This window comes from Streptomyces sp. NPDC026500, from assembly GCF_055567635.1.
Window position 1 is genome coordinate 193,412 of the sequence record NZ_JBVHQB010000005.1, and the last position, 25,588, is coordinate 218,999.

Consider the following 25,588-nt stretch of genomic DNA (forward strand, 5'->3'; position numbering starts at 1 on the left):
GCGCCAGTGTGAGCGGTGGATCAGGTGATTCACGCCACGACGGCGCGGCGTGGTCGGCTGGTCCGCACGGTGGTGCCCCACCGTGCCCTGCCGACTCGTCGCTCCCTCTCGCTGATGTCACGGAACGGACCCATGCCTGCGGAAGCCAAGGCGGACTCGAAGAACGCGCGACCTGCGCCGGGGGCCGGCATGCCCGCCGCGCCTTCCGGCACCGCGCCCTCCAGGCCGCACCCCATCTCGCATCCCGCCTCTCCCCCGCTCACCGAGCGGCAGGAGGCGCGCCGTCGCCGGATCCTGCACGCGAGCGCGCAGCTGGCCAGCCGGGGCGGCTTCGACGCCGTGCAGATGCGCGAGGTCGCGGAGTCGTCGCAGGTGGCTCTCGGCACCCTGTACCGCTACTTCCCCTCGAAGGTGCATCTGCTGGTCGCCACGATGCAGGACCAGCTGGAGCGCATGCACGGCACGCTGCGCAAGAAGCCGCCGGCCGGGGACACGGCGGCGGAGCGGGTGGCGGAGACCCTGATGCGGGCGTTCCGCGCGCTCCAGCGCGAGCCGCACCTGGCCGACGCCATGGTCCGCGCGCTGACGTTCGCGGACCGCAGTGTCAGCCCCGAGGTCGACCAGGTCTCGCGGCAGACCACGGTGATCATCCTGGACGCGATGGGCCTCGACGACCCGACGCCGGCCCAGCTCTCCGCCGTCCGCGTCATCGAGCACACCTGGCACTCCGCCCTGATCACCTGGCTCTCCGGCCGCGCGTCCATCGCCCAGGTCAAGATAGACATCGAGACGGTCTGCCGCCTGATCGACCTGACCGACCCGAAGGGCCCGTAGAGCCCGTAGAGCTGGTAGAGCCGGTAGAACCCAGCCGACCGGGCGAGCCTGATCGACCGGAACGGCCAGCTCGATCAGCTCGACCGGAACGAACGGCATGACCGGGACGAACGGGGCTGCCACGGCGACCGGAACGACGGGGACGGCGGGGACGGCCAGGACTGCACGGACGGCCAGAGCGGCCAGGAGTACTCGGTCGGCCAGGACGGCCAGGACGGCCGGGACGGCCAGAAGGCCCAGGTCGGCCGCGGGCGCCGGGGCTAGCCCACCCGCTCCAGCCCGCTCCAGCTGCGCCCGATCACCGTCTGCCCGGCCCAGCGTTCCAGCAGCCGCCGCGCCTCCTGCTCCGGGGCGGCCAGCGACACCGCCTGGGCGCCCGACCGCACATCGCGTTCCTGCTGATGGGTGCCCTCGCTGCAACAGGCGCAGAGGACGCGTACGGCACTGGCCGGCTCGGCGCCGAAGCCGTGCTCGGTGAACAGGGCGAGCAGGGCCTCCAGGTCGGTCGCGTCGCCCGCGCCGACCGTCACCTCCAGGGTGGGCAGTCCGGACGCCTCGAAGAGCGTGAGCTCCTCGAAGACGGGATACGTGGTGCCGTTGTAGACCCGCTCCCCCTTGGGTTCGCCGTCGTGCACCACGATCTCGCCGTACCGCCGCCCGCCGGTGACGGGCACGTTCACCACGCGCCCCCGCGTCGGGCACAACCGCTCGATCCACACGACCTCCCGCTTCCCGTCGGTGTCCAACCGTACGCAGGCGGCGCCGAAGCTGCCCGCGATCTCACCCTCCCCGTCCGGGAGTTCGATGCCGAAGCCGGTCCAGGCGTCGCGGGCCGTCGCCCAGTCGCGCAGGATCGTGGCGGCGATGCCGAGGTTCCAGTACGCGGGATCGCCCTCGCCGCGCGGGGAACGGGCCGCCGCCCCGCGTCCGAGGTCGAGCGCCTTCTCCCAGTTCCGCAGGAACTTGTGGGCGAGCGCGGCGTCGTACCACCACACCGCGCTCGGCCCCTCGTCGGGGAAGTGCGCGAGCACCTGCTCGTAGAGGTCGGCGGCCCGCTGCCACTCCTCGTCCCGCCATGCCGAACCCGCCTGCTCGATCAGCTTCCTGGCCTCGGACTTGCGCATGCTTCCCCGCCCCGGTCGATCCGTCGAATCCGCTGGAGGGTATCCGGGGAGCGGGGCATCCCCTGATCCGGCCCGGCCCCGGACCTGCGGGCCTATTCCTCCGGCGGGAACACCGGCTCGCCACTGCCCAGCAGAGAGATCATGACGGCCTCGACCGGGCAGCCCTCGGCCGCTTCGAGGATCTTCTCGTTGGCGTCGGTCTCCGCCTCGACCGGATGGGACTGCATGGCGGCGTCGAGGCGGAAGGCGTCCGGGGCGTGATGGACGCACTGGGCGGAGCCGATGCACACGGAACGGTCGACCTCCACCTGCCAGCGGTCGCCCATCCTCAGGCCTCCCAGCCGGCCGGCAGATGGATCATCTTGTGCTCCAGGAACTCGCCGTATCCCTCGGGCCCGAACTCCCGCCCCAGGCCCGAGTTCTTGTAGCCGCCGAAGGGGCCCAGCATGTCGAGGCTGAAGGTGTTGACGGAGTAGGTGCCGGTTCGGACCTGGCGGGCGATGTCGATGCCATGGGCGACGTCCGCCGTCCACACGCTGCCGCTCAGCCCGTAGTCGGAGTCGTTGGCGATCTTCACGGCCTCGGTCTCGTCGCCGTAGGGGAGCAGGCAGATCACCGGGCCGAAGATCTCCTCCCGGGCGATGCGCATCGAGTTGTCGACGTCGCCGAAGAGGGTCGGCTCGACGTACCAGCCGCGGTCGAGCCCCTGCGGACGCCCGCCGCCGGCCAGGATCTTGGCGCCCTCCTCCTGGCCGATGCGGATGTAGTCGAGGTTGCGCCGCCGCTGCCGCTCGGCGACCAGCGGGCCGACCTGGGTGGCCGGGTCGAGCGGATCGCCGACGACCAGCGCGTTCGCCGCCGCGGCGAAGGCGTCCGCGAACTCGTCGTAGCGCGAGCGCGGTACGAGGATGCGGGTCTGGGCCACGCAGGCCTGGCCGTTGTTCATCCAGGCCGCCGAGACGATCCCGGGAACCGAGGTGTCGAGGTCCGCGTCCGGCAGCACCACGGCGGCCGACTTGCCGCCCAACTCCAGGGTCACGCGGGTGAGATGGCGCGCGGCGACCTCCATCACCCGCTTGCCCGCCGCGACCGAGCCGGTGAAGGAGACCTTGTCGATGCCGGGATGTCCGACCAGGTACTCGCTGACCTCGCGGTCCGCCGGGAGGATCGACAGCACCCCTTCGGGCAGCCCGGCCTCCTTGGCGATCTCACCCAACAGGTAGGCGTCCAGGGGCGATTCGGGCGACGGCTTCAGTACGACGGTACAGCCGGTCAGCAGCGCGGGAGCCAGCTTGGCCGCCGCCACGAACTGCGGGACGTTCCACGGCACCACGGCCGCCACCACGCCCACCGGCTCACGGCGGACAAGGAGCTTGCCGAGGACTCCGTCGCGCGTCTCCTCGTACGTGTAGCCGCGGGCGACCGTGATCGCCGCGTCCCACACCATCATCGCGCCGAGGGCCTGCGCGAGGACGCTCCAGGAGTAGGGGGAGCCGTTCTCGGAGGAGATGACGCGGGCGATCTCCTCGTGCCGTACGGCGATGGCGTCCTTGATCCGCGTCACGACCGCGATCCGCTCGTCGAGGCTCATCCGCGGCCAGGGGCCCTCGTCGAACGCCTGGCGGGCGGCGGCGACGGCCCGGTCGACATCCGCCGCAGAGGCGTGCGGCACCCGGCCGATGACCTCCTCGGTGTGCGGCGAGATCACCTCGATGACGTCCTTGCCGAGGGGGTCGGTCAACTCCCCGCCGATGAACAGCTGTCCGTGTTCCACGAGCTCGGTCATGGCCGACTGCCTCCAAGGACGCTCTCCGCCACCACTTCTGACGCTTCATCAGATATGAGAACTGATACCAGTTCCGGCCGGATGAGTCCACGGCGCGGACGCGGCCGTCCACGCGGACAGAACAGTCGACTTGGGCTCCCATTGGAACTCGTTCTAGTTATAGTGGCGAGAACTCGGCGATGGGTGGAAGCGCATGACGCAGGTGACCGATCACGGCGGGGGCGTACGGTCCATCAGGGTCCCCATCCCGGACAACCCGCTCGGCCATACGCTGGTGTACCTGGTCGACACCGACGCGGGACCCGTGCTCATCGACACGGGCTGGGACGACCCCGCTTCCTGGGACACCCTCGTCGAGGGAATCAGCGGCTGCGGAACCTCCGTCGCGGAGATCCACGGCGTGGTCATCACCCACCACCACCCCGATCACCACGGTCTGTCGGGCCGGGTCCGCGAGGCCTCCGGCGCCTGGATCGCCATGCATGCCGCCGACACGGCGATCGTCCGGCGCACCCGGGAGAACCGGCCCGAGCGCTGGTTCGCCTACATGGCAGCCAAGCTGGCGGCCTCCGGCGCCCCCGAGGAGCACGTCGCCCCGCTGCGCGAGGCAAGCACGTCCGTACGCCGCCCCAGCACCCTGCCCGGCTTCTCCCCCGCGCTGCCCGACCGCGAGATCGTCCCCGGCGAGTTCGTCGCCCTGCCCGGTCGCCGGCTGCGCGCCGTCTGGACCCCCGGCCACACCCCCGGGCACGTCTGCCTCCACCTGGAGGAGGCCCACCCGGACCGACTGCGCGGGAACGGACGCCTGTTCTCCGGCGACCACCTGCTGCCGAGGATCACCCCGCACATCGGGCTCTACGAGGACCCGGGCACCCACGGGCGTCCTCCCTACGCGAACGGGATCGAGAGCCTCGGGGAGATCGCCGATCCGCTCGGCGATTACCTCGACTCCCTGGAGCGTGTCGGCCGTCTCGACCCCGCCGAGGTGCTCCCGGCCCACCAGCACGTGTTCACCGATGCCCCCTCCCGTGTGGCCGAGTTGCTCGCGCACCATGAGGAGCGGCTCACCGGCCTGCTCACCCTGCTCTCCGTCCCGCTCACGCCCTGGCAGCTCGCCGAACGCATGGAGTGGAACCGCCCCTGGGCCGACATCCCCTACGGATCACGGAACATCGCGGTCTCGGAGGCCGAGGCCCATGTACGCCGACTGGTGAAACTGGGGAGGGCGGAGGCGGTGACGGGCAGCGATCCGGTGACATACGTGGCGGTGTGACGCCCTCGCGTCGAGCGAGCCACGGGTCACGGGTCGCCTGCCGCCGGCCGCCGGCCGCGAGCCACCCGTCGCCGGTCGCGAACTCCGGAGGTGCGCCTCAGTAGCTGTGGACCGCGTAGTCCAGCCCCTCCTCGTACGGCATGACGCGCCCCTCCTCGTACGCCTTCTCGTAGGCCGGGTCGCCGATCTCGCCGCGGACGCGGAGTTCGTGCGAGCGGCGGGCGGCCATCAGGTCGGGCGAGTCCATCTGGGCACGCCCGGTGAGTTCCCACACGCGCTCGCCGATGCCGAGGAGGCGGGCCGCCCGGTGTCCGTCGCCCGCGGCGACGACTCCCGCCGCGAGCACGTCGAGGGCCATCGCGGCACCCACGGTGTTGTGCAGCAGCCCGTGCCCGGCCAGCGCGGTGCGGGCATTGCCGACGGCCGCGCCGATGTCCCCGCGGACCAGGTCGGTCTGGGCCACCGCGCTGTCGGCGAAGGCCCCCGCCCACGACTCCCCGCATGCCACGCTCGCCGCACGCACCTCCTCGGCCACCGCACGCGCCCGCCCGTGGTCCCCGCTCAACAGGTAGGCGAAGGCCAGTGCCACCCGGACCTGGAGCTGCGCCGCCCCGAACCAGTCCCGCCGGACGGGCAGCCGAGGCGCTCCGGCCAGCACCTGGATCGCCTCGGACAGGCGTCCGCTCAGGGCGAGTTGGCCGCCCCGGATGTACTTGGCGGCCAGCACCGCCACCGGATCGCCCTGCTCTCTCGCCGCGTCGGCGCAGCGCACCGCCCAGTTGGCCGCGGCCTCCAGATCACCCTGGAGCAGCGCGACCGCACCTCGTGTCCACACCGCGCGGATGCGGTCGGGGCCGGGCGGCGCGCCGTTCGCCAGCGCCTGGTCGAGGCAGTGCTGGGCGTCGCGCAGATAGCCGCAGTGCCGCCACAGGAAGCCGATGTCGGCCGCCATCTCGAGGGCGACCCGTCCGTCGGGCTCGGTCAGCGCGCAGTCCATGGCCGCGCGGAGATTGGCGTGCTCGGTGAGGATGCGCTCGCACCAGGCCGCCTGGCGTCCGGAGTTCCATTCGGCGCAGCCCGCGCGGGCCAGCCGCCGGTAGTGGTCGCGGTGACGCAGCCGCAGGGTGCGTTCCTCGCCCAGCGCGCGCAGCCAGTCGGCGCCGAACTCCCCTACGGTGTCGAGGAGTCGGTAGCGGACGGGGTCGGCGTGGTGGCGGCCCACGATGGACTGCTCGACGAGCCGGTCGAGCAGGCCGGGGATCCGGCCGGCGGGCAGCGGACCGCCCGCGCAGACCTCCTCGGCGGCGCTCGCGCAGAAGCCGCCCGCGAACACCGAGAGACGGGCCCACAGCAGCCGTTCCAGCGGTGCGCACAGCTCGTGGCTCCAGCCGATGGCCGTCCGCAGGGTCTGGTGGCGGGGCGGTCCATCGCCGTCGCGCGCGGCGAGCAGGTCGAGCCGGGACGGCAGCCGCCGGCCGAGCAGGCCGCTCAGCTGGTCCAGGGTGAGTTCGCCGAGCCGGACGGCGGCGAGTTCGATGGCGAGCGGGATGCCGTCGAGGCGGCGGCAGACGGCCTCCGCGGCGGGGCGGTCGGCGTCGTCGAGGGTGAATCCGCTGTCGGTCGCGCGGTCGGCGAACAGGGCCACCGCGTCGCCCGCGACCGGCATCGGATCCAGACGCAGGACGCGTTCGCCCGGCAGACCGAGCGGCTCGCGGCTGGTGACGAGGACCCGCAGGCCGGGCAGCAGGGGCAGCAGCGTCGCCACGAAGGTCACGCAGTCCGCGAGGAGGTGCTCGCAGGAGTCGAGGACCAGCAACAGCCTTTTGCCCTCGGCCCATTCGGCGACGACTTCGGTGACCGGCCGGATCGACCGGTCGGAGAGCCGCAGCGCCTCCACGACGGCGAGGCCCACCAGTCCGGCGCTGCGCAGCGGGGAGAGCTCCACCAGCCAGACGCCGTCCGGGTACGCGCCGTCGATCCGGTCGGCGGCCTGGAGCGCGAGCCGCGTCTTGCCGACTCCGCCGACGCCGACCAGGCTCACCAGCCGGTCGATTCCGGTACCCGGATCCAGCGCCCGCGCCAGCCGGCCGAGTTCGTCCAGTCGGCCGATGAAACTCCGCGTCGGTGAGGGCAGGTTGCCGGGCCGCCCACCGGACGTGCTGCCGGGCCGTCCACCGGCCGTGTTGTCGGACACGCGCACCAGTGTGACCGGATCGCACACGTGCGATGCCCCGCTCCCACGACTCGGACAAAAGACCCACATCGCGACGCCACTTCCGGGCACCTTCCGACGGGATGTGATCAACTCTCCGTCGGCGTGGGCGACGAGGGCGGTTTTCGGGGATTGTCGGGTGATGCGCGAGAGGGAGCAACGGAGCGAGCGGATGTCCGCCGACGACGGAGGCGGTGGGCAGGTCGGAGCCGGGTTCTCGTGGCCGATGCTCGTGCCGCCGGCCGTCTGTCCGGCGGCGGTCCTGCCGCATCTGCTGGACGACCGGGTGCCGCCCCTGGTCACGCTGCTGCTGATCGGGCCGTTGCTCGCCTGCGCGCTGTTCGGGGTGCGCTGGACCCTGCTGGTCTGCTGCTGGTCGGCGCTGCTGGGGCTCGCGACGGGTCTCGTCGACGGTGACGCGACCGGCTTCGACTTCGGGGTCCCCTTCGGCGGGCTGCTGCTCGGCTGCGCGATCACCGTGTACGCGGCCGGCCGGCGCGAGCGCCTGAGCGACGCGCTCGCGCGGGCCCGCGAGGTCGCCCGGGTCACCCAGGAGGCGATCCTGCGGCCCATCTCCCGCACGCTGGGCGGCACTCAGGTGTGCACCCGCTACCACTGCGCCGGCTCCGAGTCGACGGTCGGCGGCGATCTGTACGACGTCGCGGTGACCCCGTACGGACTACGGGTCCTGGTGGGTGACGTACGCGGTCACGGCGTCGACGCCCTACGGCTGACCGCCGAGACGATCACCGGTTTCCGTGAACTCGCCTACACCGCGCCCGATCTGCCGGCCCTGGCCGACGGTCTCGACACCCGTCTCGCACCGGAACTGGGACCGGAGGACTTCGTCACCGCCCTGCTCGCCGAGTTCGCGCCCGGTGAGGTGCGGCTGGTCAACTGCGGTCACCCCGCGCCCCTGCGCTCCGGCCGGAGCGTCGAGTTCCTCGAACCCAAGGTCCCCACACCGCCGTTGGGGTTGCGCCCCGAACCCCAGCAGTACCGCGTGCGGCTCCAGCCCGGTGACCGTCTGCTCCTCTACACGGACGGTCTGACCGAGGGCCGTGACCAGGACGGCATCCCGTTCCCGCTGCTCGGCGAGGCCGCCCTCGCACTGCGCGAGCCCCTCCCCGAGGACGCCCTGCACACCTTGCACGCCAGCCTGCTGCGGCACACCGGCGCACCCCTGTCCGACGATCTCGCGCTGGTGCTGTGCCAGCCGGTGGAGGCCGCGGTGCCCGCGCACGTCCTGTGACCTCCGAGCCGGGCGCCGGTGCCGAACGGCTCGGACCACGGTTCGCCGGGCGTGCCGCGACCCGCGTCGGACGGCCACCGCTCAGCCCAGCAGTGCCCGGATCAACTCGTCGGCCTCGCCCAGAAGTTCGACCTCGTGCGGGCTCATCGTCGGGTTGGCCGCCCGGCGCCGTCCCGCCTCCGCGAGCCCCTCCTCGGTCATCCGGTCCTCGTTCCCGTCGAGCAGCGCGTCCAGCGTCTCCTCGGCCACGTCCCCGATCGCCTCGCCGCCGACGGCGACCTGGGCGAGGATCACCGCGGACATGGCCCAGTCGAGGCCCGGCGGACCCTCCTCGGTGTTGGACCAGTCGATGACCTTCGGTCCGTCCGGGGTGAGCATCACGTTGTCGGGGTGCAGATCCAGGTGCAGGACCCGGACGGCGGGGTCGGCGGAGAGCCGGGCGGGCACGGCGTGCAGCTTGCGCAGCAGCCGGGCCAGGGTGAGGCCCGCCTCCTGGGCGGAGAGCAGGCCCTGGCCGAAGGCCTCCAGCATGGTCGGGCCGGACAGCCGTTCCATCACCAGATCGCCGCGGGTCGCCGCCCGCACACCCGGCACGGGATAGCCGTGCGAGCGCACGTGCTGCATCACCGCCGCCTCGGCCGTCGCGTCGCCCCAGCCCGAGCGGTCCCGCCGCAGCACCCACGCCTCGTCGATCTCGTAGACGTCCGCCGAACGCCCCGAGCCGAGCAGTCTCCCCGTTCGCATGGCCCGAACCTAGCGGATGCGCTCCGGCTCGACCCGGGTCCGCGGGTGATCCGAACGACACCCGCCTGCCGTTCCCACACCCGCTCCACAGGCGGCACTCGGGGAATTCCGGGCGGCCGGTAGAGTGAGCGCGTCGTCATCACACCCGTACGAGGAGAAGCCGGTGCAAATCCGGCGCTGACCCGCAACCGTGAGCCACTTCGGTGGTAAGCCGGATCGCCTCGCACGGGACGTGACCGGCTCGCGCCCTCGGCAGCCCGCCGACGGCCGGCACCGTCGAGGGATACGGAGCCGGAGCCGCCCGGATGCCTCAGCGTGCCCGGTGCTGCCCGGCTCCCCGCAGGGAGAGTCATGTTTGTTCGCCGCACCGCAGCGGTACTGGCCGCCACCGCCGTCATCGGGGCGGTCGTCGCACCGGCCGCTTCCGCCGCCGACTCGTCCCCGTCGCCGTCGCCCTCGGCGGCGCTCCCCTCGGGGCTGTTCGGCTCCACCGACCCGACCTACGACGGCGTCTGGCGGCAGTCGCTCGCGCTGCTCGCCCAGCACACCGTCGGCGTACGCCCCGCCGACAAGGCCGTGGACTGGCTGACCGGTCAGCAGTGCGCGAGCGGGGCCTTCGCCGCGTACCGCGCCGACGCGACCGCCGCGTGCGACGCCAAGACGCAGGTCGACACCAACAGCACCGCGGCCGCCGTCCAGGCCCTGGGCGCGCTCGGCGGGCACGTCGAGGCCGCCGGCAAGGCCGTGACCTGGCTGAAGTCCGTGCAGAACACAGACGGCGGCTGGGGTTACATGGCCGGCGGGGCCAGCGACGCGAACTCGACGTCCGTCGTGATCGGAGCGCTGAAGGCGGTCGGCAAGAAGCCCGAGAGCGTCTCCAAGGACGGCAAGTCCCCGTACGACGCCCTGGTGAAGCTGTCGAAGGTCTGCGGGGAAGAGGGCGGCGGCGCCTTCGCCTACCAGCCCGACAAGAGGGGCAAGCTGGTGGCGAACGCGGACGCGACCGCGGCGGGCGTGACGGCCGGCCTGGGCCAGGGCTTCGTGGCGGAGGCCGGTAAGCCGTTCGACCTCACGGGTTGCGTCATCGCCGACACCCCCAACCGGACGGACGCGGCGGCGAACGGCGCCGGCTATCTGGTCAAGGCGCTGGCGAAGACCTCGTACCTGAAGTCCGCGCTCCCCGGTGCCGCGGACCAGCCCGACTACGGCAACACGGCGGACGCGGTCGTGGCCCTGTCGGCCATCGGTGCGACGAAGCCCGCGCAGAAGCCGCTCGCCTGGCTGGAGAAGAACTCCGGTGACTGGGCGGCCAAGTCGGGCCCCGCCGCGTACGCGCAGCTGATCTTCGCCGCGCACGCCACCGGCACCGACCCGCGTGACTTCGGCGGCAAGGACCTGGTCGCGCAGCTGGGCGCCACGGGCCCGGCACCGAGCGCGGCCGGCGCCTCGGCCACCCCGAGCGAGAAGAAGAAGGAAGAGAAGAAGGACGACGGCAACGGGCTCGGCGTCTGGTGGATCATCGGTGTCGGCCTGGTCGCGGGCATCGGCATCGGCTTCCTGATCAGCGGCCGCAACAAGAAGCAGCAGCTGTGACCGGCCGTCGGACGACCGCGCCGGCCCTGGCACTCGCGCTGGCTCTCCTGCTCCTCGTCCTCGGCGGCGCGGGGCAGGCGCGGGCCGTCGGCTACCGCTACTGGTCCTTCTGGGACCTGACCGGCGGGAAGTGGACGTACGCCACCCAGGGTCCGTCGACCGCGCGGCCGTCCGACGGCGATGTCCAGGGCTTCCGCTTCGCGGTGAGCGAGGACTCCCAGCACGCCGTGCAGCCGCGCGGGGAGCGGGAGTTCGCCGCGATATGCGCCAGGACACCCGCCCAGCAGGGCAAGAAGCGGGTGGCCCTGGTCATCGACGCCGGTACGGCCGCCGACGCGCCGTCCGGCGAGCGGCCGCCGTCCCCGCGTACCGCCTGCGCCCGGGTCGCCCCCGACGCGAGCACCGCGGAGGCCCTGGCCACGGTCGCCGAACCGCTGCGGTACGACACCAACGCCCTGCTGTGCGCCATCGCGGGCTATCCGCGAACGGGCTGCGGCGACCCGGTCGCGGCCGACGGACCGACCGCGTCCGCCCGCCCGCACGCCTCCGAACCGGCCCACCACGGCCCCTCGGTGGGCCTGCTGGCGGGCGCGGCGGCGGTGGCCGTGCTGGGTGCGGCGGCCGTCCGGCAGGCCCGTCGGCGCAAGGGCTGAGGCGCCGATCATGACCAAGGGCGACCACGAACGCCCCACCGCCACCGCCGCGCGCCGCCGCCCCGCGGCGCGGTGGGGATCCCCCCTGTCCGGGCAGGACCGGGAACCCGGGACGGTGGGAGCCCAGCGCCCGGCACCGGACGCCGGCCCGACCGGGCGACCGCCGAACTCCCGTTCCCGCTCCATCTCCCTCTCCGGCACACCGGGGGCGACCCGAGCGGGCGCCCTGCACCCGGGTGCCTGGTGGATGTGGGCCCTGGGGCTCGGCACGGCGGCCTCCCGCACGACCAACCCCCTCCTGCTCGCCCTCCTCATAGGAGTGGCGGGCTTCGTGGTGGCCACCCATCGCACCGACGCCCCCTGGGCCCGCTCCTACACCGCCTTCGTGAAACTGGCCGCGGCGGTCCTCGTCATCCGCCTGGCCTTCGCCGTCTTCCTCGGCTCCCCCGTCCCCGGCACCCACGTGATCGTCACGCTCCCCGAAATCCCCCTCCCGCACTGGGCCCAGGGGGTCCGCATCGGCGGCCGGGTCACCGCCGAGGGCCTGCTCTTCGCGCTGTACGACGGCCTGAAGCTGGCCGCGCTCCTCGTCTGCGTCGGCGCGGCGAACGCCCTCGCGAACCCGGCACGGCTGCTCAAGTCGCTGCCGGGAGCGCTGTACGAGGCGGGCGTCGCGGTGGTCGTCGCGCTCACCTTCGCCCCGCATCTGATCGCCGATGTCCAGCGGCTGCGCGCCGCGCGCCGGCTCCGTGGCCGCCCCGACCGGGGGCTGCGCGGCCTGCTGCACGTCGGACTCCCGGTCCTGGAGGGCGCGTTGGAGCGTTCGGTCGCGCTGGCGGCGGCGATGGACGCACGCGGGTACGGGCGCACGGCACAGGTCCCGCCCGCCGTCCGCCGGACCACCGGAGCCCTCACCCTGGGCGGTCTGCTCGGCGTCTGCGCGGGCACCTACGGGCTGTTGACCGCCGCGGGCGACACCTACGGCCTGCCGGTCCTGCTGGCCGGCCTCGGCGCGGCGCTCGGCGGCCTGTGGCTGGGCGGCCGCCGCTCACCGCGGACGCGGTACCGGCCGGACATCTGGGGCGTCCGTGCCTGGCTGGTCGCCGGGTCGGGCGTGGCGGTCGCGGCCCTGATGATCGTCGCCGCGTCCTACGACCCCGCCGCGCTGAGCCCCGGCGTCGTCCCCCTGGTCGCCCCCGCCCTCCCGCTCTGGCCGGCGGCGGCGGTCCTGCTCGGCCTGCTCCCCGCCTTCGTGGCCCCGACCGCCCAACGAACCCCGGCCCCCGAGGAGTCGTCGTGATCCGCTTCGAGGATGTCTCCGTGACGTACGCCGGGGCGGCCGAACCCGCCGTCCGGGGCGTGGACTTCGAGGTCCCGGAGGGCGAACTCGTGCTGCTGGTCGGCCCGTCCGGGGTCGGCAAGTCGACGGTGCTGGGCGCGGTCAGCGGACTCGTCCCGCACTTCACGGGCGGAACGCTGCGCGGCCGGGTCACCGTCGCGGGGCGGGACACCCGTACGCACAAGCCGCGCGAACTCGCGGACGTGGTCGGCACGGTCGGCCAGGACCCGCTGTCCCATTTCGTGACGGACACGGTGGAGGACGAACTCGCCTACGGCATGGAGTCGTTGGGTCTCGCGCCGGCGGTGATGCGGCGCCGCGTGGAGGAGACCCTCGACCTCCTCTCCCTGGCCGACCTGCGCGACCGTCCGATCGCCACGCTGTCCGGCGGCCAGCAGCAGCGGGTCGCGATCGGCTCGGTGCTCACCCCGCACCCCCGGGTCCTGGTCCTCGACGAACCCACCTCGGCCCTGGACCCCGCCGCGGCGGAGGAGGTCCTCGCCGTCCTGCAGCGCCTGGTCCACGACCTCGGGACCACGGTCCTGATGGCCGAGCACCGTCTGGAACGCGTCGTCCAGTACGCCGACCGGCTCGCCCTCCTTCCCGCGCCGGGAGCACCGCTGACGCTCGGCACCCCGTCCGAGATCATGGCCGTCTCCCCGGTCTGCCCACCGGTCGTCGAACTGGGCCGCCTGGCCGGCTGGTCCCCGCTCCCGCTGACCGTGCGCGACGCACGACGCCGGGCGGGCACCCTGCGCGAGCGGCTTTCCGCGACACCCCAGGAACCCACCACGGCCTCCACCCCGGCCGAACCCACGGGCCCGACCGGGTCCGCCGGAACCACCGCACCCGCCGAAGGCATCGAACGCGGCCGAAGCCCCGGAACCACACAGCCCGCCGCACCCGCCGTGCCGCTCCCCCCTGGACGGCCACGCCCCGCCTCCTCCTTCACCCGCCGCGTCCTTCTCCGCGGACGCGGTCCCGTCGCCGCTTCTCCCCCTCCCTCGGCCGAGGTGGCGGTCGTCGCGTCCCTGGCCGTCCGGCGCGGGCGGGTCGAGGCGCTACGCCGCATCGACCTCACCGCGGGGCCCGGCGAGACCATCGCGCTGATGGGCCGCAACGGCGCCGGGAAGTCGACGCTGCTCGGGGCGCTCGTCGGGCTGGTCGAGCCGGCCGCCGGGTCCGTACGGGTCGGCGGGGCGGTACCGCACCGCACGGCGCCGCGCGACCTCGTACGCCGTGTGGGACTCGTACCGCAGGAGCCCCGGGATCTGCTGTACGCGGACACGGTGGCCGCCGAATGCGCGGCGGCCGACGAGGACGCCGGGGCCACCGCCGGCACCTGCCGGGCGCTGGTGTCCGAGCTGCTGCCGGACATCGCGGACGACACGCACCCCCGTGACCTGTCGGAGGGGCAGCGGCTGGCGCTGGCGCTGGCCGTCGTCCTGACGGCCCGCCCCCCGCTGCTGCTCCTCGACGAGCCGACCCGCGGCCTCGACTACGCGGCCAAGGCCCGGCTGGTCACCGTGCTGCGCGGGCTGGCCGCCGAGGGGCACGCCATCGTGCTGGCCACCCACGACGTGGAACTCGCCGCCGAGCTCGCCCACCGTGTGGTGATCCTCGCGGACGGCGAGGTCGTCGCCGACGGCCCCACCGCCGAGGTGGTCGTCGCGTCCCCGTCCTTCGCCCCGCAGGTCGCCAAGATCCTGGCCCCCGAGCCGTGGCTCACCGTCGCCCAGGTCAGGAAGGCCCTCGCATGAGCGCCGCCGACGCCTCCGTCCGCCGTCCCCCGTCACAGCCGCAGCCCCAGCCGCAGGCCAGGGCCGTCCGCCTCGGCCCGCGTTCCGTCGCCGCTCTGGCCCTGGTCAGTGCCACCGGAGCCGCCGGATTCGGCTGGCCGCTCTTCGCGGGGCCCGGCTCGCAGATCAGCGCGCACGCCCAGGACGCTCCGTGGCTGTTCGCGGGGCTTCTCGTCCTGCTGGTCGCGGTCGTCGCGGCGACGATCTCCGAGTCGGGGCTCGGCCCGAAGGCGGTCGCCATGCTCGGCGTGCTGGCCGCGACCGGGGCCGCGCTGCGCCCGATCGGGGCCGGGACCGCGGGCATCGAGCCGATGTTCTTCCTGATGGTGCTGAGCGGGCGGGTGCTCGGGCCGGGCTTCGGGTACGTGCTCGGGTCCGTGACCATGTTCGCGTCGGCGCTGCTGACCGGCGGGGTGGGGCCCTGGATGCCCTTCCAGATGCTGGCCATGGGCTGGTTCACGATGGGCGCCGGGCTGCTGCCGGGCCCGGACCGGCTGCGCGGCCGCGGTGAGCTGCTGATGCTCGCCGGATACGGCTTCCTCGCCGCCTTCGCGTACGGCACCGTCATGAATCTGGCCGGCTGGCCCTTCATGGACGCGCTGGCCTCGAACATCGCCTTCGACCCGCACGCCGCCGTCCCCGCCAACCTCGCCCGCTTCCTCGCGTACTGCCTGGCCACGTCCCTCGGCTGGGACCTGGGCCGGGCTGTCGTCACCGTCGTCCTGACCCTGACGATCGGCACGACCCTCCTCAAGGCGCTGCGCCGGGCCACGCGCCGGGCGGCATTCGAGAGCCCGGTCACGTTCGATCCCAGGTGAGCTGCGCCCCGCGTCACACCGCCCGGCGGCACTCCGTGGGCGCCCCCGCACCGTCCGTCAGGTGCGGGGTGAAGCGGCCCACAGGACCCACGTCACATACGAAGCGGCTTCGTAGCGCGAATGCCATGACATGGACGCGTCGTTATGCCCTCTGACCTGGGGTTTGAGAGCCAGGTCACATGAGGGACTTTCAGCCCGGATGCGACCACAACTAGTAAAAGGGGTCATTGCGGACGGGCTCCGATCCTGTTTCTCTGGAGCAGTCGCCAGGCGCCACGAGCCCACACGGGCCGCGGCGCCGACGTACGCCGCCCCTTCCACACACCACGTGGTCACGGCGTACCAGCGACTCCATGTCCCCGAAGAAACAGGTTCTCCGTGTCCGTCTCTGTCATCCGCCGCATCGTCTCCTCCCCGAAGAAGGCCCTCGCCGGTACCGCCGTGGCCGCTGCCACCGCCGGTATGGTCCTGGCCGCGGCGCCCGCCCAGGCCGCCACGCCGACCGCCGCCTCCTCCGCGAAGTCGATCGCCCACGCGATGATTCCGGACGCCTCGCAGTTCAACGCCTTCAGCAAGATCGTCGAGCACGAGAGCGGCTGGAACATCAGCGCCACCAACTCCTCGTCCGGCGCGTACGGCCTGGTCCAGGCTCTGCCCGGTTCGAAGATGGCCTCCGCCGGCGCCGACTGGAAGACCAACCCCAAGACGCAGATCAAGTGGGGTCTGGACTACATGAACTCCCGCTACGGCAGCCCGGCCGGCGCCTGGAACTTCTGGCAGGCCAACGGCTGGTACTGATCAGCCCCAGAGCCTCACAGCACACGCAAGGCGGCACCCCGCTTCCCCGGGGCTGCCGCCTTCGTCGTACCCGGACACGCTCGGGTACGACCGCCTCCCCCGCGGCTCCGCCCCGGACCCCGCCCCTCGGACAACGGAGGGGCTGAATCGCCCCACGACAAACCCCGCACCGGACGCGAGCGCGAGCGCCCCCGTGGTGGACTGACCTCCATGACCACGCAGACGGACACGCCCCACGACCCTGAGTCACGAGGTCTGCCACTGACATCCGCGCTGCTGTCGCTGACCGTGGTCAGCGGACTCATCGACGCGGTGAGCTACCTGGGCCTGGGGCACGTCTTCACGGCGAACATGACCGGCAACGTGGTGGTGCTCGGCTTCGCGGCGGCCGGAGCGCCCGGCTTCTCCGTACCGCACACACTGACCTCGCTGTGCTGCTTCCTGGCGGGCGCGGTGACCGGCGGACGGATCGCCGCGCGGTTCGGCAACGGCTCACGCCGCACCTGGGCCCGCGGCACGTTCGCCGCCGAGGCGGTCCTGACGGCCGCATGCGCGGCAGTCGCCTTCGCCGCCCCGGACGCCACCGTCACGGCCTACACCGTGATCGCCGTCACGGCCTTCGCGATGGGCCTGCGCAACGCGACGGTCCGCAAGCTCGGCGTGGCCGACCTGACGACGACCGTCCTGACGATGACCCTGACGGGCCTGGCCGCCGACTCCCGCCTCGGCGGCGGCGTGGGGCACAACACCCCGCGCCGCGTCGCCTCCGTCCTGGCCATGCTGGCGGGCGCCCTGCTCGGCGCCTGGCTGGTCCTGCACCACGGCCTCGCCGTCCCCCTGCTGATCGCGGCCCTCGTGCCGGCGGTACTGGCGGCGACGACCTCCGGCCGGGAGTGAAGCCCCACCCGGAGGCACTCGCCGCACCGCGCCGGCACCCGTCGCACGGCCGCTGAACGCCACCTACAGGCGCTGGATGATCGTCCCCGTTGCCAGCCCCCCGCCCGCGCACATCGTGATCAGCGCGAACTCCTTGTCGCCGCGCTCCAGTTCGTGCAGCGCCGTGGTGATGAGCCGGGCCCCCGTGGCGCCCACCGGATGGCCGAGCGCGATCCCGCCCCCGTTCACGTTCACCTTCTCCAGGTCCTGTCCGAAGACCTGCGCCCAGCTCAACACCACCGACGCGAAGGCCTCGTTGATCTCGACGAGGTCGATGTCCTTCAGGGACATCCCGGCCTTGCCGAGCACGGCCCGGGTGGCGTCGATCGGGCCGTCCAGGTGGAAGTGCGGATCGGAACCCACCAGCGCCTGGGCCACGATCCGCGCCCGCGGCCGCAGCTTCAGCGCCCGCGCCATCCGCTTGGACGCCCACAGAATGGCGGACGCGCCGTCGGAGATCTGGGAGGAGTTGCCGGCCGTGTGAACGGCCGTCGGCATCACGGGCTTCAGCTTCGCCAGCGCCTCCATGGACGTGTCGCGCAGCCCCTCGTCCCGGTCGACGAGCCGCCACATGCCCTGCCCGGCCCGCTGTTCGTCCTCGGTGGTGGGCACCTGCACGGCGAACGTCTCGCGCTTGAACCGCTCCTCGGACCAGGCGATGGCGGCCCGCTCCTGCGAGATGAGCCCGAGGGAGTCGACGTTCTCACGGGTCAGACCGCGGTGGCGCGCGATGCGCTCGGCGGCCTCGAACTGGTTCGGCAGGTCCACGTTCCACTCGTCGGGGAACGGCTTGCCCGGACCGTGCTTGGACCCCGAACCGAGCGGCACCCGCGACATCGCCTCGACACCGCAGCTGATCCCGACGTCGATGACGCCCGCGGCGATCATGTTGGCGGTCATGTGCGAGGCCTGCTGCGAGGAGCCGCACTGGCAGTCGACCGTCGTCGCCGCCGTCTCGTAGGGCAGCCCCATCGTCAGCCAGGCCGTACGCGCGGGGTTCATCGACTGCTCGCCGGCGTGGGTCACCGTGCCGCCGACGATCTGCTCGACGCAGTCGGCGGGGATGCCGGTGCGGCCGAGGAGTTCACGGTAGGTCTCGCCCAGGAGATAGGCGGGATGCAGATTGGCGAGCGCGCCACCGCGCTTGCCGATGGGGGTCCGTACGGCTTCGACGATCACGGGTTCCGCGGCCATGGGGGCTCGTCCTCTCCTCAGGCCTGCCCGGCGGCCAGGCCCTGCTGACCCGCGCAGCGCGGGGCGTCCCGGCCCACCCACCGCGCAGAACTAGAACGCGTACCAGTTCTGCGTGCAGTTTGCTGAGCGAACCCCCCGCGCCGCAAGGGTCCTGCAGCTCCCGAAGTCGTGATCTGCACGAATCCCGCACGCAATTGATAGGCCCGCACCTCTTGCCACTTGTAGAACCCGTTACTACCTTCACGGCGGTTCCACGTTCCTGATGGACCGTCAGAACTACCCGCGGGGAAGGACCGTCACCACCGCAGGCACCACCGTAGGCGCGAGACCTGGAGTTGCCGATGCCCTGTCCAGCGCTGCCCGACGGGTTCGATTTCACCGACCCCGATGTGCTGCACCACCGCGTGCCCCTCCCGGAGTTCGCCGAGCTGCGCCGGGCCGAGCCGGTCCACTGGATCCCGCAACAGCCCGGTGTCGCGGGCTTCGAGGACGACGGCTACTGGGCCGTCACCCGGCACCCGGACGTCAAGTACGTCTCGACGCACCCCGAACTGTTCTCCTCGTTCCTCAACACGGCCGTCATCCGCTTCAACGAGCACATCCAGCGCGAACAGATCGAGGTCCAGCGGCTCATCATGCTCAACATGGACCCGCCCGAGCACACCCGGGTCCGTCAGATCGTGCAGCGCGGCTTCACCCCGCGCGCCATCCGCTCCCTGGAGGACACGCTGCGCGCCCGCGCCGGTTCGATCGTCGCGAACGCGCTCGCGCAGGCTGCCCCCGACGGCGCCTTCGACTTCGTCACCCAGGTCGCCTGCGAACTGCCGCTGCAGGCGATAGCCGAACTCATCGGCGTCCCGCAGGAGGACCGTGTCAAGATCTTCGACTGGTCCAACAAGATGGTGGCGTACGACGATCCGGAGTATGCGATCACCGAGGAGATCGGCGCCGAGTCGGCCACCGAACTCATCTCGTACGCGATGAACATGGCGGCGGACCGCAAGCAGTGCCCGGCCAAGGACATCGTGAGCACGCTCGTGGCGGCGGAGGACGAGGGGAACCTGGCCTCCGACGAATTCGGCTTCTTCGTCCTGCTGCTGGCGGTCGCCGGCAACGAGACGACCCGCAACGCCATCACGCACGGTATGCACGCCCTGCTCACCCACCCCGACCAGTGGGACCTCTACAAGAGGGAGCGGCCGAAGACCACCGCCGAGGAGATCGTCCGCTGGGCGACCCCCGTCGTCGCCTTCCAGCGCACCGCGACCCAGGACACCGAGCTGGGCGGGCAGCGGATCAGGAAGGGCGACCGCGTCGGCATCTTCTACTCCTCCGCCAACAACGACCCCGAGGTGTTCGAGAGCCCCGAGGTCTTCGACATCACCCGTGACCCCAACCCGCACCTCGGCTTCGGCGGCGGCGGTCCGCACTTCTGCCTCGGCAAGTCCCTGGCCACCCTGGAGATCGACCTGATCTTCAACGCGATCGCCGACGCGATGCCGAACCTGCGGCTCGTCGGCGACCCGCGCCGACTCCGCTCCGCCTGGTTGAACGGCGTCAAGGAACTCCAGGTCAGTCACGTTTAGCGGGCACCCATGTTCGGGCCGTCGGCCTCCCGGCACCGTCGGCCCGTCCCGAGGGAGGCAGGGGCATCCCCCCGCGCCCGCCCCTGCCTCCCCCGAGACCCGCACACCGGCACGGGCACGCCCCGCACCACCCGCCCACCCGTCACCCACGCGTCCGAGCCGGGGGCGTACCGGATCAGCTCGGAGTGCGGCCCATCGCCGGGACCGGCTCCTTCGTGTCGGCCTGGACCGGTTTCATCAGTGTCCGGGTCCGCGGGCCCTGGAGGAGATGGGTCAGGCCGAAGCCCGCGACGACCACGGCCGCGCCGCCGACCGCGTCCAGGACCCAGTGGTTGCCGGTCGCCACGATCGCGGAGACCGTGAAGAACGGATGCAGCAGGCCCAGCGCCTTCATCCACCACCGGGGCGCCAGAATCGCGATGACGACCCCGCACCACAGGGACCAGGCGAAGTGCAGCGAGGGCATCGCCGCGTACTGGTTGGTCAGCTCGGTCAGGGTGCCGTAGTCCGGTTTGGAGAAGTCCTGCACGCCGTGCACGGTGTCGATGACGCCGAGGCCCGGCATCAGGCGCGGCGGGGCGAGCGGGTAGAGCCAGAAGCCGACGAGGGCGAGCAGGGTGGTGAAGCCGAGGGCGGAGCGGGCCCAGCGGTAGTCGGCGGGGCGGCGGACGTAGAGCACGGCGAGGATGGTGAGCGGGACGCCGAAGTGGAACGACTGGTAGTAGAAGTCGAAGAAGTCCCGCAGGAAGGGGACCTTGACCACCGCATGGTTGATCCCGTGCTCGATGTCGAGGCGCAGGAACCGCTCGACGGCGAGGATCTGGCCGCCGTGGTGCTCGGCGGTGGCCCGGCCGTCCGCGTTGGAGCCGCCCGTCACGGCGAGGCGTACGGAGGCGTAGGCGGAGTAGCCGACGCGGATCATGAGCAGTTCGAGCAGCAGGTTCGGGCGGGTGAGGACCCGGCCCAGGAACGGGAGCAGCGGCACGCGCTTCCACCGGGCGGGGACGGGCGTCGCTCGGTCGGTGGGGATCGGGGCCCGGTAGAACTCGGAGGTGCGGGACAGGAACGGTACGACGGTGGCGGCGGCCAACGCGGCGATCAGCACCACGTTGTCGCGCAGCGGCTCGAGCACCGGCTTGTTCGGCAGCATCATCCTGGCGGGCAGCGTCATGACGAGGATGACGGCGACGGGCCACACATAGCGGTCCGCGGCCCTCCGGCCGACCCGGCCGGCGAGCGCGAGCAGCACCCACAGCAGCTGGTGCTGCCAGGTGGTGGGCGCGATGACGACGGCGACGCAGCCGGTCACCGCCACGGCGAGCAGCAGCTGCCCGTCGCGTGCGTAGCGCACCGCGCGCCGGAGTCCGACGGCGGTGACGACCACGCCGAGCGCCAGGAAGAGGCCGATCTCCAGCGGACCGGTGAGGCCGAACCGCAGCAGCGCTCCGTGCAGGGACTGGTTGGCGAGGTCGTCGGCGTCCTTGCCGAGGCCGACGCCCGCCAGGTGGTGCACCCAGTAGGTGTTCGAGTCGTGCGGCATCACGACCCAGGCGAGCGCGGTGAGGGCGGCGAACGCGGTCCCGGTGGAGACGGCGGCGCGGCGGCGTCCGGTGCACCAGAGCAGCGGCGCGAAGAGCAGCACGGTCGGCTGGAGGGCCGCCGCGAGCCCGATGAGAACCCCGCAGACGCGCTCCCCGCGGACGGCGAAGCAGCCGAGCAGGACGAGGAGTACCGGGATGATGCTGGTCTGGCCGAGGTAGAGGGCGTTGCGTACGGGGAGCGACAGCATCAGCAGGCTGACGGCGACGGGCGCGGCGAGCAGGGACGTACGACGGCTCACGGGGTGCGGCAGGGCACGCGCGGCGACCAGGCCGAGCGCGACGACGAGCAGCAGGGTGCCGAAGGTCCAGCCCCAGCCGAGAGCCTGTTCGGCCGCCCGGGTGAGCGGTTTGAGGACGAGTCCGCCGAACGGGGTGCCGGTGAACCGCGTCGAGTCGTACAGCGAGCCCTTCACATGCAGTACGCCGTTGGGGCCGACCCAGGTCTCCAGATCCGTCAGCCGGTCCGCCTTGGGCGTACTGAGGACGGCGGCGACCTGTCGTACGGCCAGTATCGCGGCGATCACCCAGAGCCCGATGCGGAGCGCACGCAGCCGTGCTCGCGTCGTCTCCGCCGCCCCCGCGAAGGCATTGCCCGCTCGTCCGCCGTGCTCCACGTTCGCCACGCCCCGTCGGCTCTCCCGCCCGGTTGGTTCCTGTTTGTCGCACACACCCCATACGTCAGTCCATATCAGGACCCTATGAGGCATGACCGCCCTCGTCGAGAGACGCAGGAAACCCCCGCTTCACCTGACGTCCGTCTCCCTTTTGCCCGAATGACGATAGTCGGCGAAGGGTCCGGTTCCCCCTCGACGTCGCGACATAGATCACAAATGACCCTCCCAGGAGACCGTCCCGGCCACCTCGTCGCGCCTGCGTACGCGGCCTTTGTGTGCGCTGCGTGCAGGGGCGCACACCACACGTGACGTGGACGAACCGACCTAAGGTCGCTTTTCGGCCCGCTCCGGGCGAGCCGCCGGTCCGCCTCCGGGCGAGCCACCGGTCCACGCCCGAGCGAGCCGCCGGTCCGCCCCCGGGCGAACCCGTCCTTGTCCCCGGCGAAAGGAAGGCCCTTGCCGACCGCGACCCCGACAACCCCCGCCGTACCCGTCCCGACCCCCGTACGCCCGGCCTCCCCCGAGGTCACCGTCACCGACCCCGCGCTGGTCAGGCGCGCCGTGAAGGCGGCAGCGCTCGGCAACGCGATGGAATGGTTCGACTTCGGTGTCTACAGCTACATCGCCGTGACCCTGGGCAAGGTCTTCTTCCCCTCCGGCAACCCGACCGCCCAGTTGCTCTCGACCTTCGGCGCCTTCGCCGCGGCCTTCCTCGTCCGCCCGCTCGGCGGCATGGTCTTCGGCCCGCTCGGCGACCGGATCGGCCGCCAGAAGGTCCTCGCGCTCACCATGATCATGATGGCGGCGGGCACCTTCGCGATCGGCCTGATCCCGTCGTACGGCACGATCGGCGTCGGCGCCCCGATCCTGCTGCTCGCGGCCCGTCTCGTGCAGGGCTTCTCCACCGGCGGCGAGTACGCGGGCGCCTCGACCTTCATCGCCGAGTACGCGCCCGACAAGAGGCGCGGCTTCTTCGGCAGTTGGCTGGAGTTCGGCACGCTGGCCGGATACATCGGCGGCGCGGGTCTGGTCACCCTCATGACCGCCCTGCTGTCCACCGACGACCTGCTGTCCTGGGGCTGGCGCGTCCCGTTCCTGATCGCGGGCCCGATGGGCATCATCGGCCTCTATCTGCGGATGCGCCTGGAGGAGACCCCGGCGTTCGCCGCGGAGATCGAGAAGTCCGAGGCCGACCGCCCCAAGGTGCCGCTGCGCGAGATGATCGCCGGCCAGTGGCGCACCCTGCTGCTCTGCGTGGGCCTGGTGCTGGTCTTCAACGTCACCGACTACATGCTGCTCTCCTACATGCCGAGCTACCTGACCAGCGAACTCAAGTACGACGAGACGCACAGTCTGCTCGTGGTCCTCGGCGTGATGGCGCTGATGATGATCGTGCAGCCCTTCGCGGGCGCCCTGACCGACCGGATCGGCCGTCGACCGGTGATCGCCGCGGGCTGCGCGGGCTTCCTCGCCCTGTCCGTCCCGGCACTGCTGCTGATCCGCCAGGGCAGCCTGTTCGCCGTCGCGCTCGGCATGGGCGCCCTCGGCCTGCTGCTGGTCTGCTTCACCGCCGCGATGCCCGCCGCGCTCCCGGCGCTCTTCCCGACCCGGGTCCGCTACGGCTCGCTCTCCATCGGCTTCAACATCTCGGTCTCGCTCTTCGGCGGTACGACCCCGCTGGTGGTCACGGCCCTCATCGGAGCGACCGGGAACATGATGATGCCCGCGTACTACATGATGGCCGCGGCCGTCATCGGCGGTGTGGCCGTCTGGTTCATGGCGGAGTCGGCGGGCCGCCCGCTGCCGGGTTCCGCGCCCGCCGTGGAACCGGCGCGCCGCTGACGTCGCACCTGCGGACCGGTCGCGCACCGCTGACGTCGCACCTCCGGACCGGCGGTCGCGCACCGCTGATGTCGCCGGTCACCCGGCACCCCCGCGTCGCCGACGTCGTACCTCTTCCGGCGCCCACGCGCCGCTGACGTCGCACGCCCCCTCGGCGCCTCCCGCGGCCGGCCCTCGAACCGGGCCGGCCCGCCGGGGGTCGGCGGGCCCGAATCCCGCCGACACGCGCGGGAGCCGGGGACCAGAGGGCTCGATTCCCGCTGGCACGCGCGGGCGCCTGCGGCTAGGTTCGTCTCCGGAAGTCCTTAGCGCATCTAACTAGGCATATGAAAGGCCCGGTGCATGAGCGAGTCGCAGCTCTGGAACGAGGTCGACGACCACTTCACCACCCTCCTGGCCCCCGCCGACGAGATCCTGACCGCCGCGCTGCGCGACAGCGACGCGGCCGGACTGCCGCGCATCAACGTCGCGCCGAACCAGGGCAAGCTGCTCCAGCTGCTCGCCGAGATCCAGGGCGCCCGCCGCATCCTGGAGATCGGCACGCTCGGCGGCTACAGCACGATCTGGCTGGGCCGCGCCCTGCCCGCCGACGGGCAGCTGATCACCCTCGAGTACGACCCCCGGCACGCCGAGGTCGCGCGCGCCAACCTCGTACGGGCCGGCCTCGACAAGGTCGCCGAGGTGCGGGTGGGCCCCGCCCTGGAGTCCCTGCCGAAGCTGGCGGACGAGAATCCGGAGCCGTTCGACTTCGTCTTCATCGACGCGGACAAGGTGAACAACGCCCACTACATCGAGTGGGCGGTCCGGCTCACCCGGCCCGGCAGCGTGATCGTCCTGGACAACGTCGTCCGCGGCGGAGCGGTCACCGACGCGGCGAGCACCGACCCGAGCGTGCGGGGCACCCGGGCGGCGCTCGAACTGATCGCCTCCCACCCGAAGTTGAACGGCACGGCGGTGCAGACGGTGGGCAGCAAGGGCTACGACGGGTTCGCGCTGGCCCGCGTACAGGCCTGATCGCCTGTCCTTGCCCTGTCCTGTCCCAGCCCGTTCCGCCCCTCGCCGCGCCGCCCCACCTGTCCTCGGCTCATCGGCCATCGCCCCCAGGACTCATCGGTCCTGGGGGCGATGGTCGATGGGCTGTTCTGGGCTCATCGGTTCCGGGCCTCGTGATAAAAACCCACGTTCACGGTGTGGGGGCCGGTGCGGTCCTGGATGACGAGTTCGCCGGAGCCGCCCGCCGGGAGTCTGGCCGTCCCGCCGTACGGAAGCGGCTGGGACGCCAGCCCCGCAAGGATCAGCAGGACCTCTGAGGACGGTTCCGCGTGGGAACCCCGGAGCCAGGTGACCTGCCAGGATCCGTCCGGGCCGCACAGGAACTCCAGGTGGACCCTGGACACGAACAGCCAGTCGTCGGGGGTCGCGAGACGGCACACGGCCCGGTCCCTGCCCACCCGCAGCATGGCCCCGGGGTCGCTCGGCGCCTCGGCCATCTGCATCCCGGCCGTCGCACCGGCGTCCGCTCCGGACACCGAGGCCATGGTGAGTTCGAGCACGCGCGCTCCTTCGTGAGGTGCTGGTCCAATTGTCCTG

General features: G+C 72.4%; 21 protein-coding genes. 13 read left to right on the forward strand and 8 right to left on the reverse strand.

Translation table 11 applies throughout. The annotated features are described in order from the left end of the window. Positions 1-189: 189 nt before the first annotated feature. Positions 190-834, forward strand: a complete 645-nt coding sequence (locus ACZ4N5_RS11535) for a TetR family transcriptional regulator (RefSeq protein ID WP_467757124.1) — start codon at positions 190-192, stop codon at positions 832-834. Positions 835-1,094: 260 nt separating this feature from the next. On the opposite strand, the gene ACZ4N5_RS11540 is transcribed toward ACZ4N5_RS11535, so the two are convergent. The 3 genes from ACZ4N5_RS11540 to ACZ4N5_RS11550 form a co-directional block, all read right to left on the reverse strand. Next, the gene (locus ACZ4N5_RS11540; RefSeq protein ID WP_467756884.1) at positions 1,095-1,958 is read right to left on the reverse strand and encodes a tetratricopeptide repeat protein; all 864 of its coding nucleotides are present in this window, start codon (positions 1,956-1,958) and stop codon (positions 1,095-1,097) included. A 92-nt stretch (positions 1,959-2,050) separates the two neighbouring features. Beyond that, on the reverse strand, positions 2,051-2,284 hold the full coding sequence (locus tag ACZ4N5_RS11545) for a ferredoxin (protein ID WP_467756885.1): 234 nt from the start codon (positions 2,282-2,284) through the stop codon (positions 2,051-2,053). Between the two features lie 2 nt (positions 2,285-2,286). Further along, positions 2,287-3,744, reverse strand: a complete 1,458-nt coding sequence (locus ACZ4N5_RS11550; protein WP_467756886.1) for an aldehyde dehydrogenase — start codon at positions 3,742-3,744, stop codon at positions 2,287-2,289. Positions 3,745-3,937: 193 nt separating this feature from the next. Here ACZ4N5_RS11550 and ACZ4N5_RS11555 point away from each other — a divergent pair, with 193 nt between their 5' ends. Then, entirely contained in the window at positions 3,938-5,017 is a 1,080-nt protein-coding gene (locus ACZ4N5_RS11555) for an MBL fold metallo-hydrolase (RefSeq protein WP_467756887.1), read from the forward strand. A 97-nt stretch (positions 5,018-5,114) separates the two neighbouring features. Here ACZ4N5_RS11555 and ACZ4N5_RS11560 read toward each other — a convergent pair whose 3' ends face one another. Continuing rightward, positions 5,115-7,211 carry an ATP-binding protein gene (locus tag ACZ4N5_RS11560; protein ID WP_467756888.1) on the reverse strand — a complete coding sequence of 699 codons (2,097 nt, stop codon included), beginning with the start codon at positions 7,209-7,211 and terminating at the stop codon, positions 5,115-5,117. 190 nt (positions 7,212-7,401) lie between these two features. Here ACZ4N5_RS11560 and ACZ4N5_RS11565 point away from each other — a divergent pair, with 190 nt between their 5' ends. Next, positions 7,402-8,481, forward strand: a complete 1,080-nt coding sequence (locus tag ACZ4N5_RS11565; protein WP_467756889.1) for a PP2C family protein-serine/threonine phosphatase — start codon at positions 7,402-7,404, stop codon at positions 8,479-8,481. An 81-nt stretch (positions 8,482-8,562) separates the two neighbouring features. Here the strand turns inward: ACZ4N5_RS11565 and ACZ4N5_RS11570 are convergent, their stop codons facing one another. Continuing rightward, a complete protein-coding gene (locus ACZ4N5_RS11570; protein WP_467756890.1) occupies positions 8,563-9,225 on the reverse strand; it encodes a phosphotransferase in 663 nt (220 codons plus the stop codon). Positions 9,226-9,576: 351 nt separating this feature from the next. Between ACZ4N5_RS11570 and ACZ4N5_RS11575 the strand changes: the two genes are divergently transcribed. The 7 genes from ACZ4N5_RS11575 to ACZ4N5_RS11605 all read left to right on the forward strand — a co-directional run bounded on the left by ACZ4N5_RS11575 (position 9,577) and on the right by ACZ4N5_RS11605 (position 17,122). Continuing rightward, complete coding sequence (locus ACZ4N5_RS11575) at positions 9,577-10,818, forward strand: prenyltransferase/squalene oxidase repeat-containing protein (RefSeq protein WP_467756891.1); 1,242 nt, start codon at positions 9,577-9,579, stop codon at positions 10,816-10,818. After that, positions 10,815-11,471: an SCO2322 family protein gene (locus ACZ4N5_RS11580; RefSeq protein WP_467756892.1), complete on the forward strand. Its 657-nt coding sequence runs from the start codon at positions 10,815-10,817 to the stop codon at positions 11,469-11,471. The genes ACZ4N5_RS11575 and ACZ4N5_RS11580 overlap by 4 nt, the downstream gene beginning before the upstream one ends. A 247-nt stretch (positions 11,472-11,718) precedes the next feature. Next, entirely contained in the window at positions 11,719-12,771 is a 1,053-nt protein-coding gene (locus tag ACZ4N5_RS11585; RefSeq protein WP_467757125.1) for a CbiQ family ECF transporter T component, read from the forward strand. Next, positions 12,768-14,570 (forward strand): ABC transporter ATP-binding protein, encoded by a 1,803-nt coding sequence (locus ACZ4N5_RS11590; RefSeq protein WP_467756893.1) that lies wholly within the window; start codon positions 12,768-12,770, stop codon positions 14,568-14,570. Before ACZ4N5_RS11585 ends, ACZ4N5_RS11590 begins: the two co-directional genes overlap by 4 nt. Beyond that, positions 14,567-15,427 carry an ECF transporter S component gene (locus ACZ4N5_RS11595; protein ID WP_467756894.1) on the forward strand — a complete coding sequence of 287 codons (861 nt, stop codon included), beginning with the start codon at positions 14,567-14,569 and terminating at the stop codon, positions 15,425-15,427. Before ACZ4N5_RS11590 ends, ACZ4N5_RS11595 begins: the two co-directional genes overlap by 4 nt. Before the next feature lie 378 nt (positions 15,428-15,805). After that, complete coding sequence (locus ACZ4N5_RS11600; protein WP_467756895.1) at positions 15,806-16,225, forward strand: aggregation-promoting factor C-terminal-like domain-containing protein; 420 nt, start codon at positions 15,806-15,808, stop codon at positions 16,223-16,225. A 210-nt stretch (positions 16,226-16,435) separates the two neighbouring features. After that, positions 16,436-17,122, forward strand: a complete 687-nt coding sequence (locus ACZ4N5_RS11605) for a YoaK family protein (RefSeq protein WP_467756896.1) — start codon at positions 16,436-16,438, stop codon at positions 17,120-17,122. Between the two features lie 63 nt (positions 17,123-17,185). Here ACZ4N5_RS11605 and ACZ4N5_RS11610 read toward each other — a convergent pair whose 3' ends face one another. Further along, positions 17,186-18,355 (reverse strand): steroid 3-ketoacyl-CoA thiolase, encoded by a 1,170-nt coding sequence (locus tag ACZ4N5_RS11610; RefSeq protein WP_355848469.1) that lies wholly within the window; start codon positions 18,353-18,355, stop codon positions 17,186-17,188. A 341-nt stretch (positions 18,356-18,696) separates the two neighbouring features. Between ACZ4N5_RS11610 and ACZ4N5_RS11615 the strand changes: the two genes are divergently transcribed. Then, entirely contained in the window at positions 18,697-19,941 is a 1,245-nt protein-coding gene (locus ACZ4N5_RS11615) for a cytochrome P450 (protein WP_467756897.1), read from the forward strand. A gap of 175 nt (positions 19,942-20,116) precedes the next feature. Here ACZ4N5_RS11615 and ACZ4N5_RS11620 read toward each other — a convergent pair whose 3' ends face one another. Continuing rightward, positions 20,117-22,165, reverse strand: a complete 2,049-nt coding sequence (locus ACZ4N5_RS11620; protein WP_467756898.1) for a bifunctional glycosyltransferase 87/phosphatase PAP2 family protein — start codon at positions 22,163-22,165, stop codon at positions 20,117-20,119. Between the two features lie 447 nt (positions 22,166-22,612). On the opposite strand from ACZ4N5_RS11620, the gene proP reads away from it, so the two are divergent. Continuing rightward, positions 22,613-23,998: a glycine betaine/L-proline transporter ProP gene (proP, locus tag ACZ4N5_RS11625; protein ID WP_467756899.1), complete on the forward strand. Its 1,386-nt coding sequence runs from the start codon at positions 22,613-22,615 to the stop codon at positions 23,996-23,998. 342 nt (positions 23,999-24,340) lie between these two features. Beyond that, complete coding sequence (locus ACZ4N5_RS11630) at positions 24,341-25,012, forward strand: O-methyltransferase (protein WP_467756900.1); 672 nt, start codon at positions 24,341-24,343, stop codon at positions 25,010-25,012. Positions 25,013-25,146: 134 nt separating this feature from the next. Here ACZ4N5_RS11630 and ACZ4N5_RS11635 read toward each other — a convergent pair whose 3' ends face one another. Beyond that, on the reverse strand, positions 25,147-25,551 hold the full coding sequence (locus tag ACZ4N5_RS11635; protein ID WP_467756901.1) for a hypothetical protein: 405 nt from the start codon (positions 25,549-25,551) through the stop codon (positions 25,147-25,149). Positions 25,552-25,588: the final 37 nt, after the last annotated feature.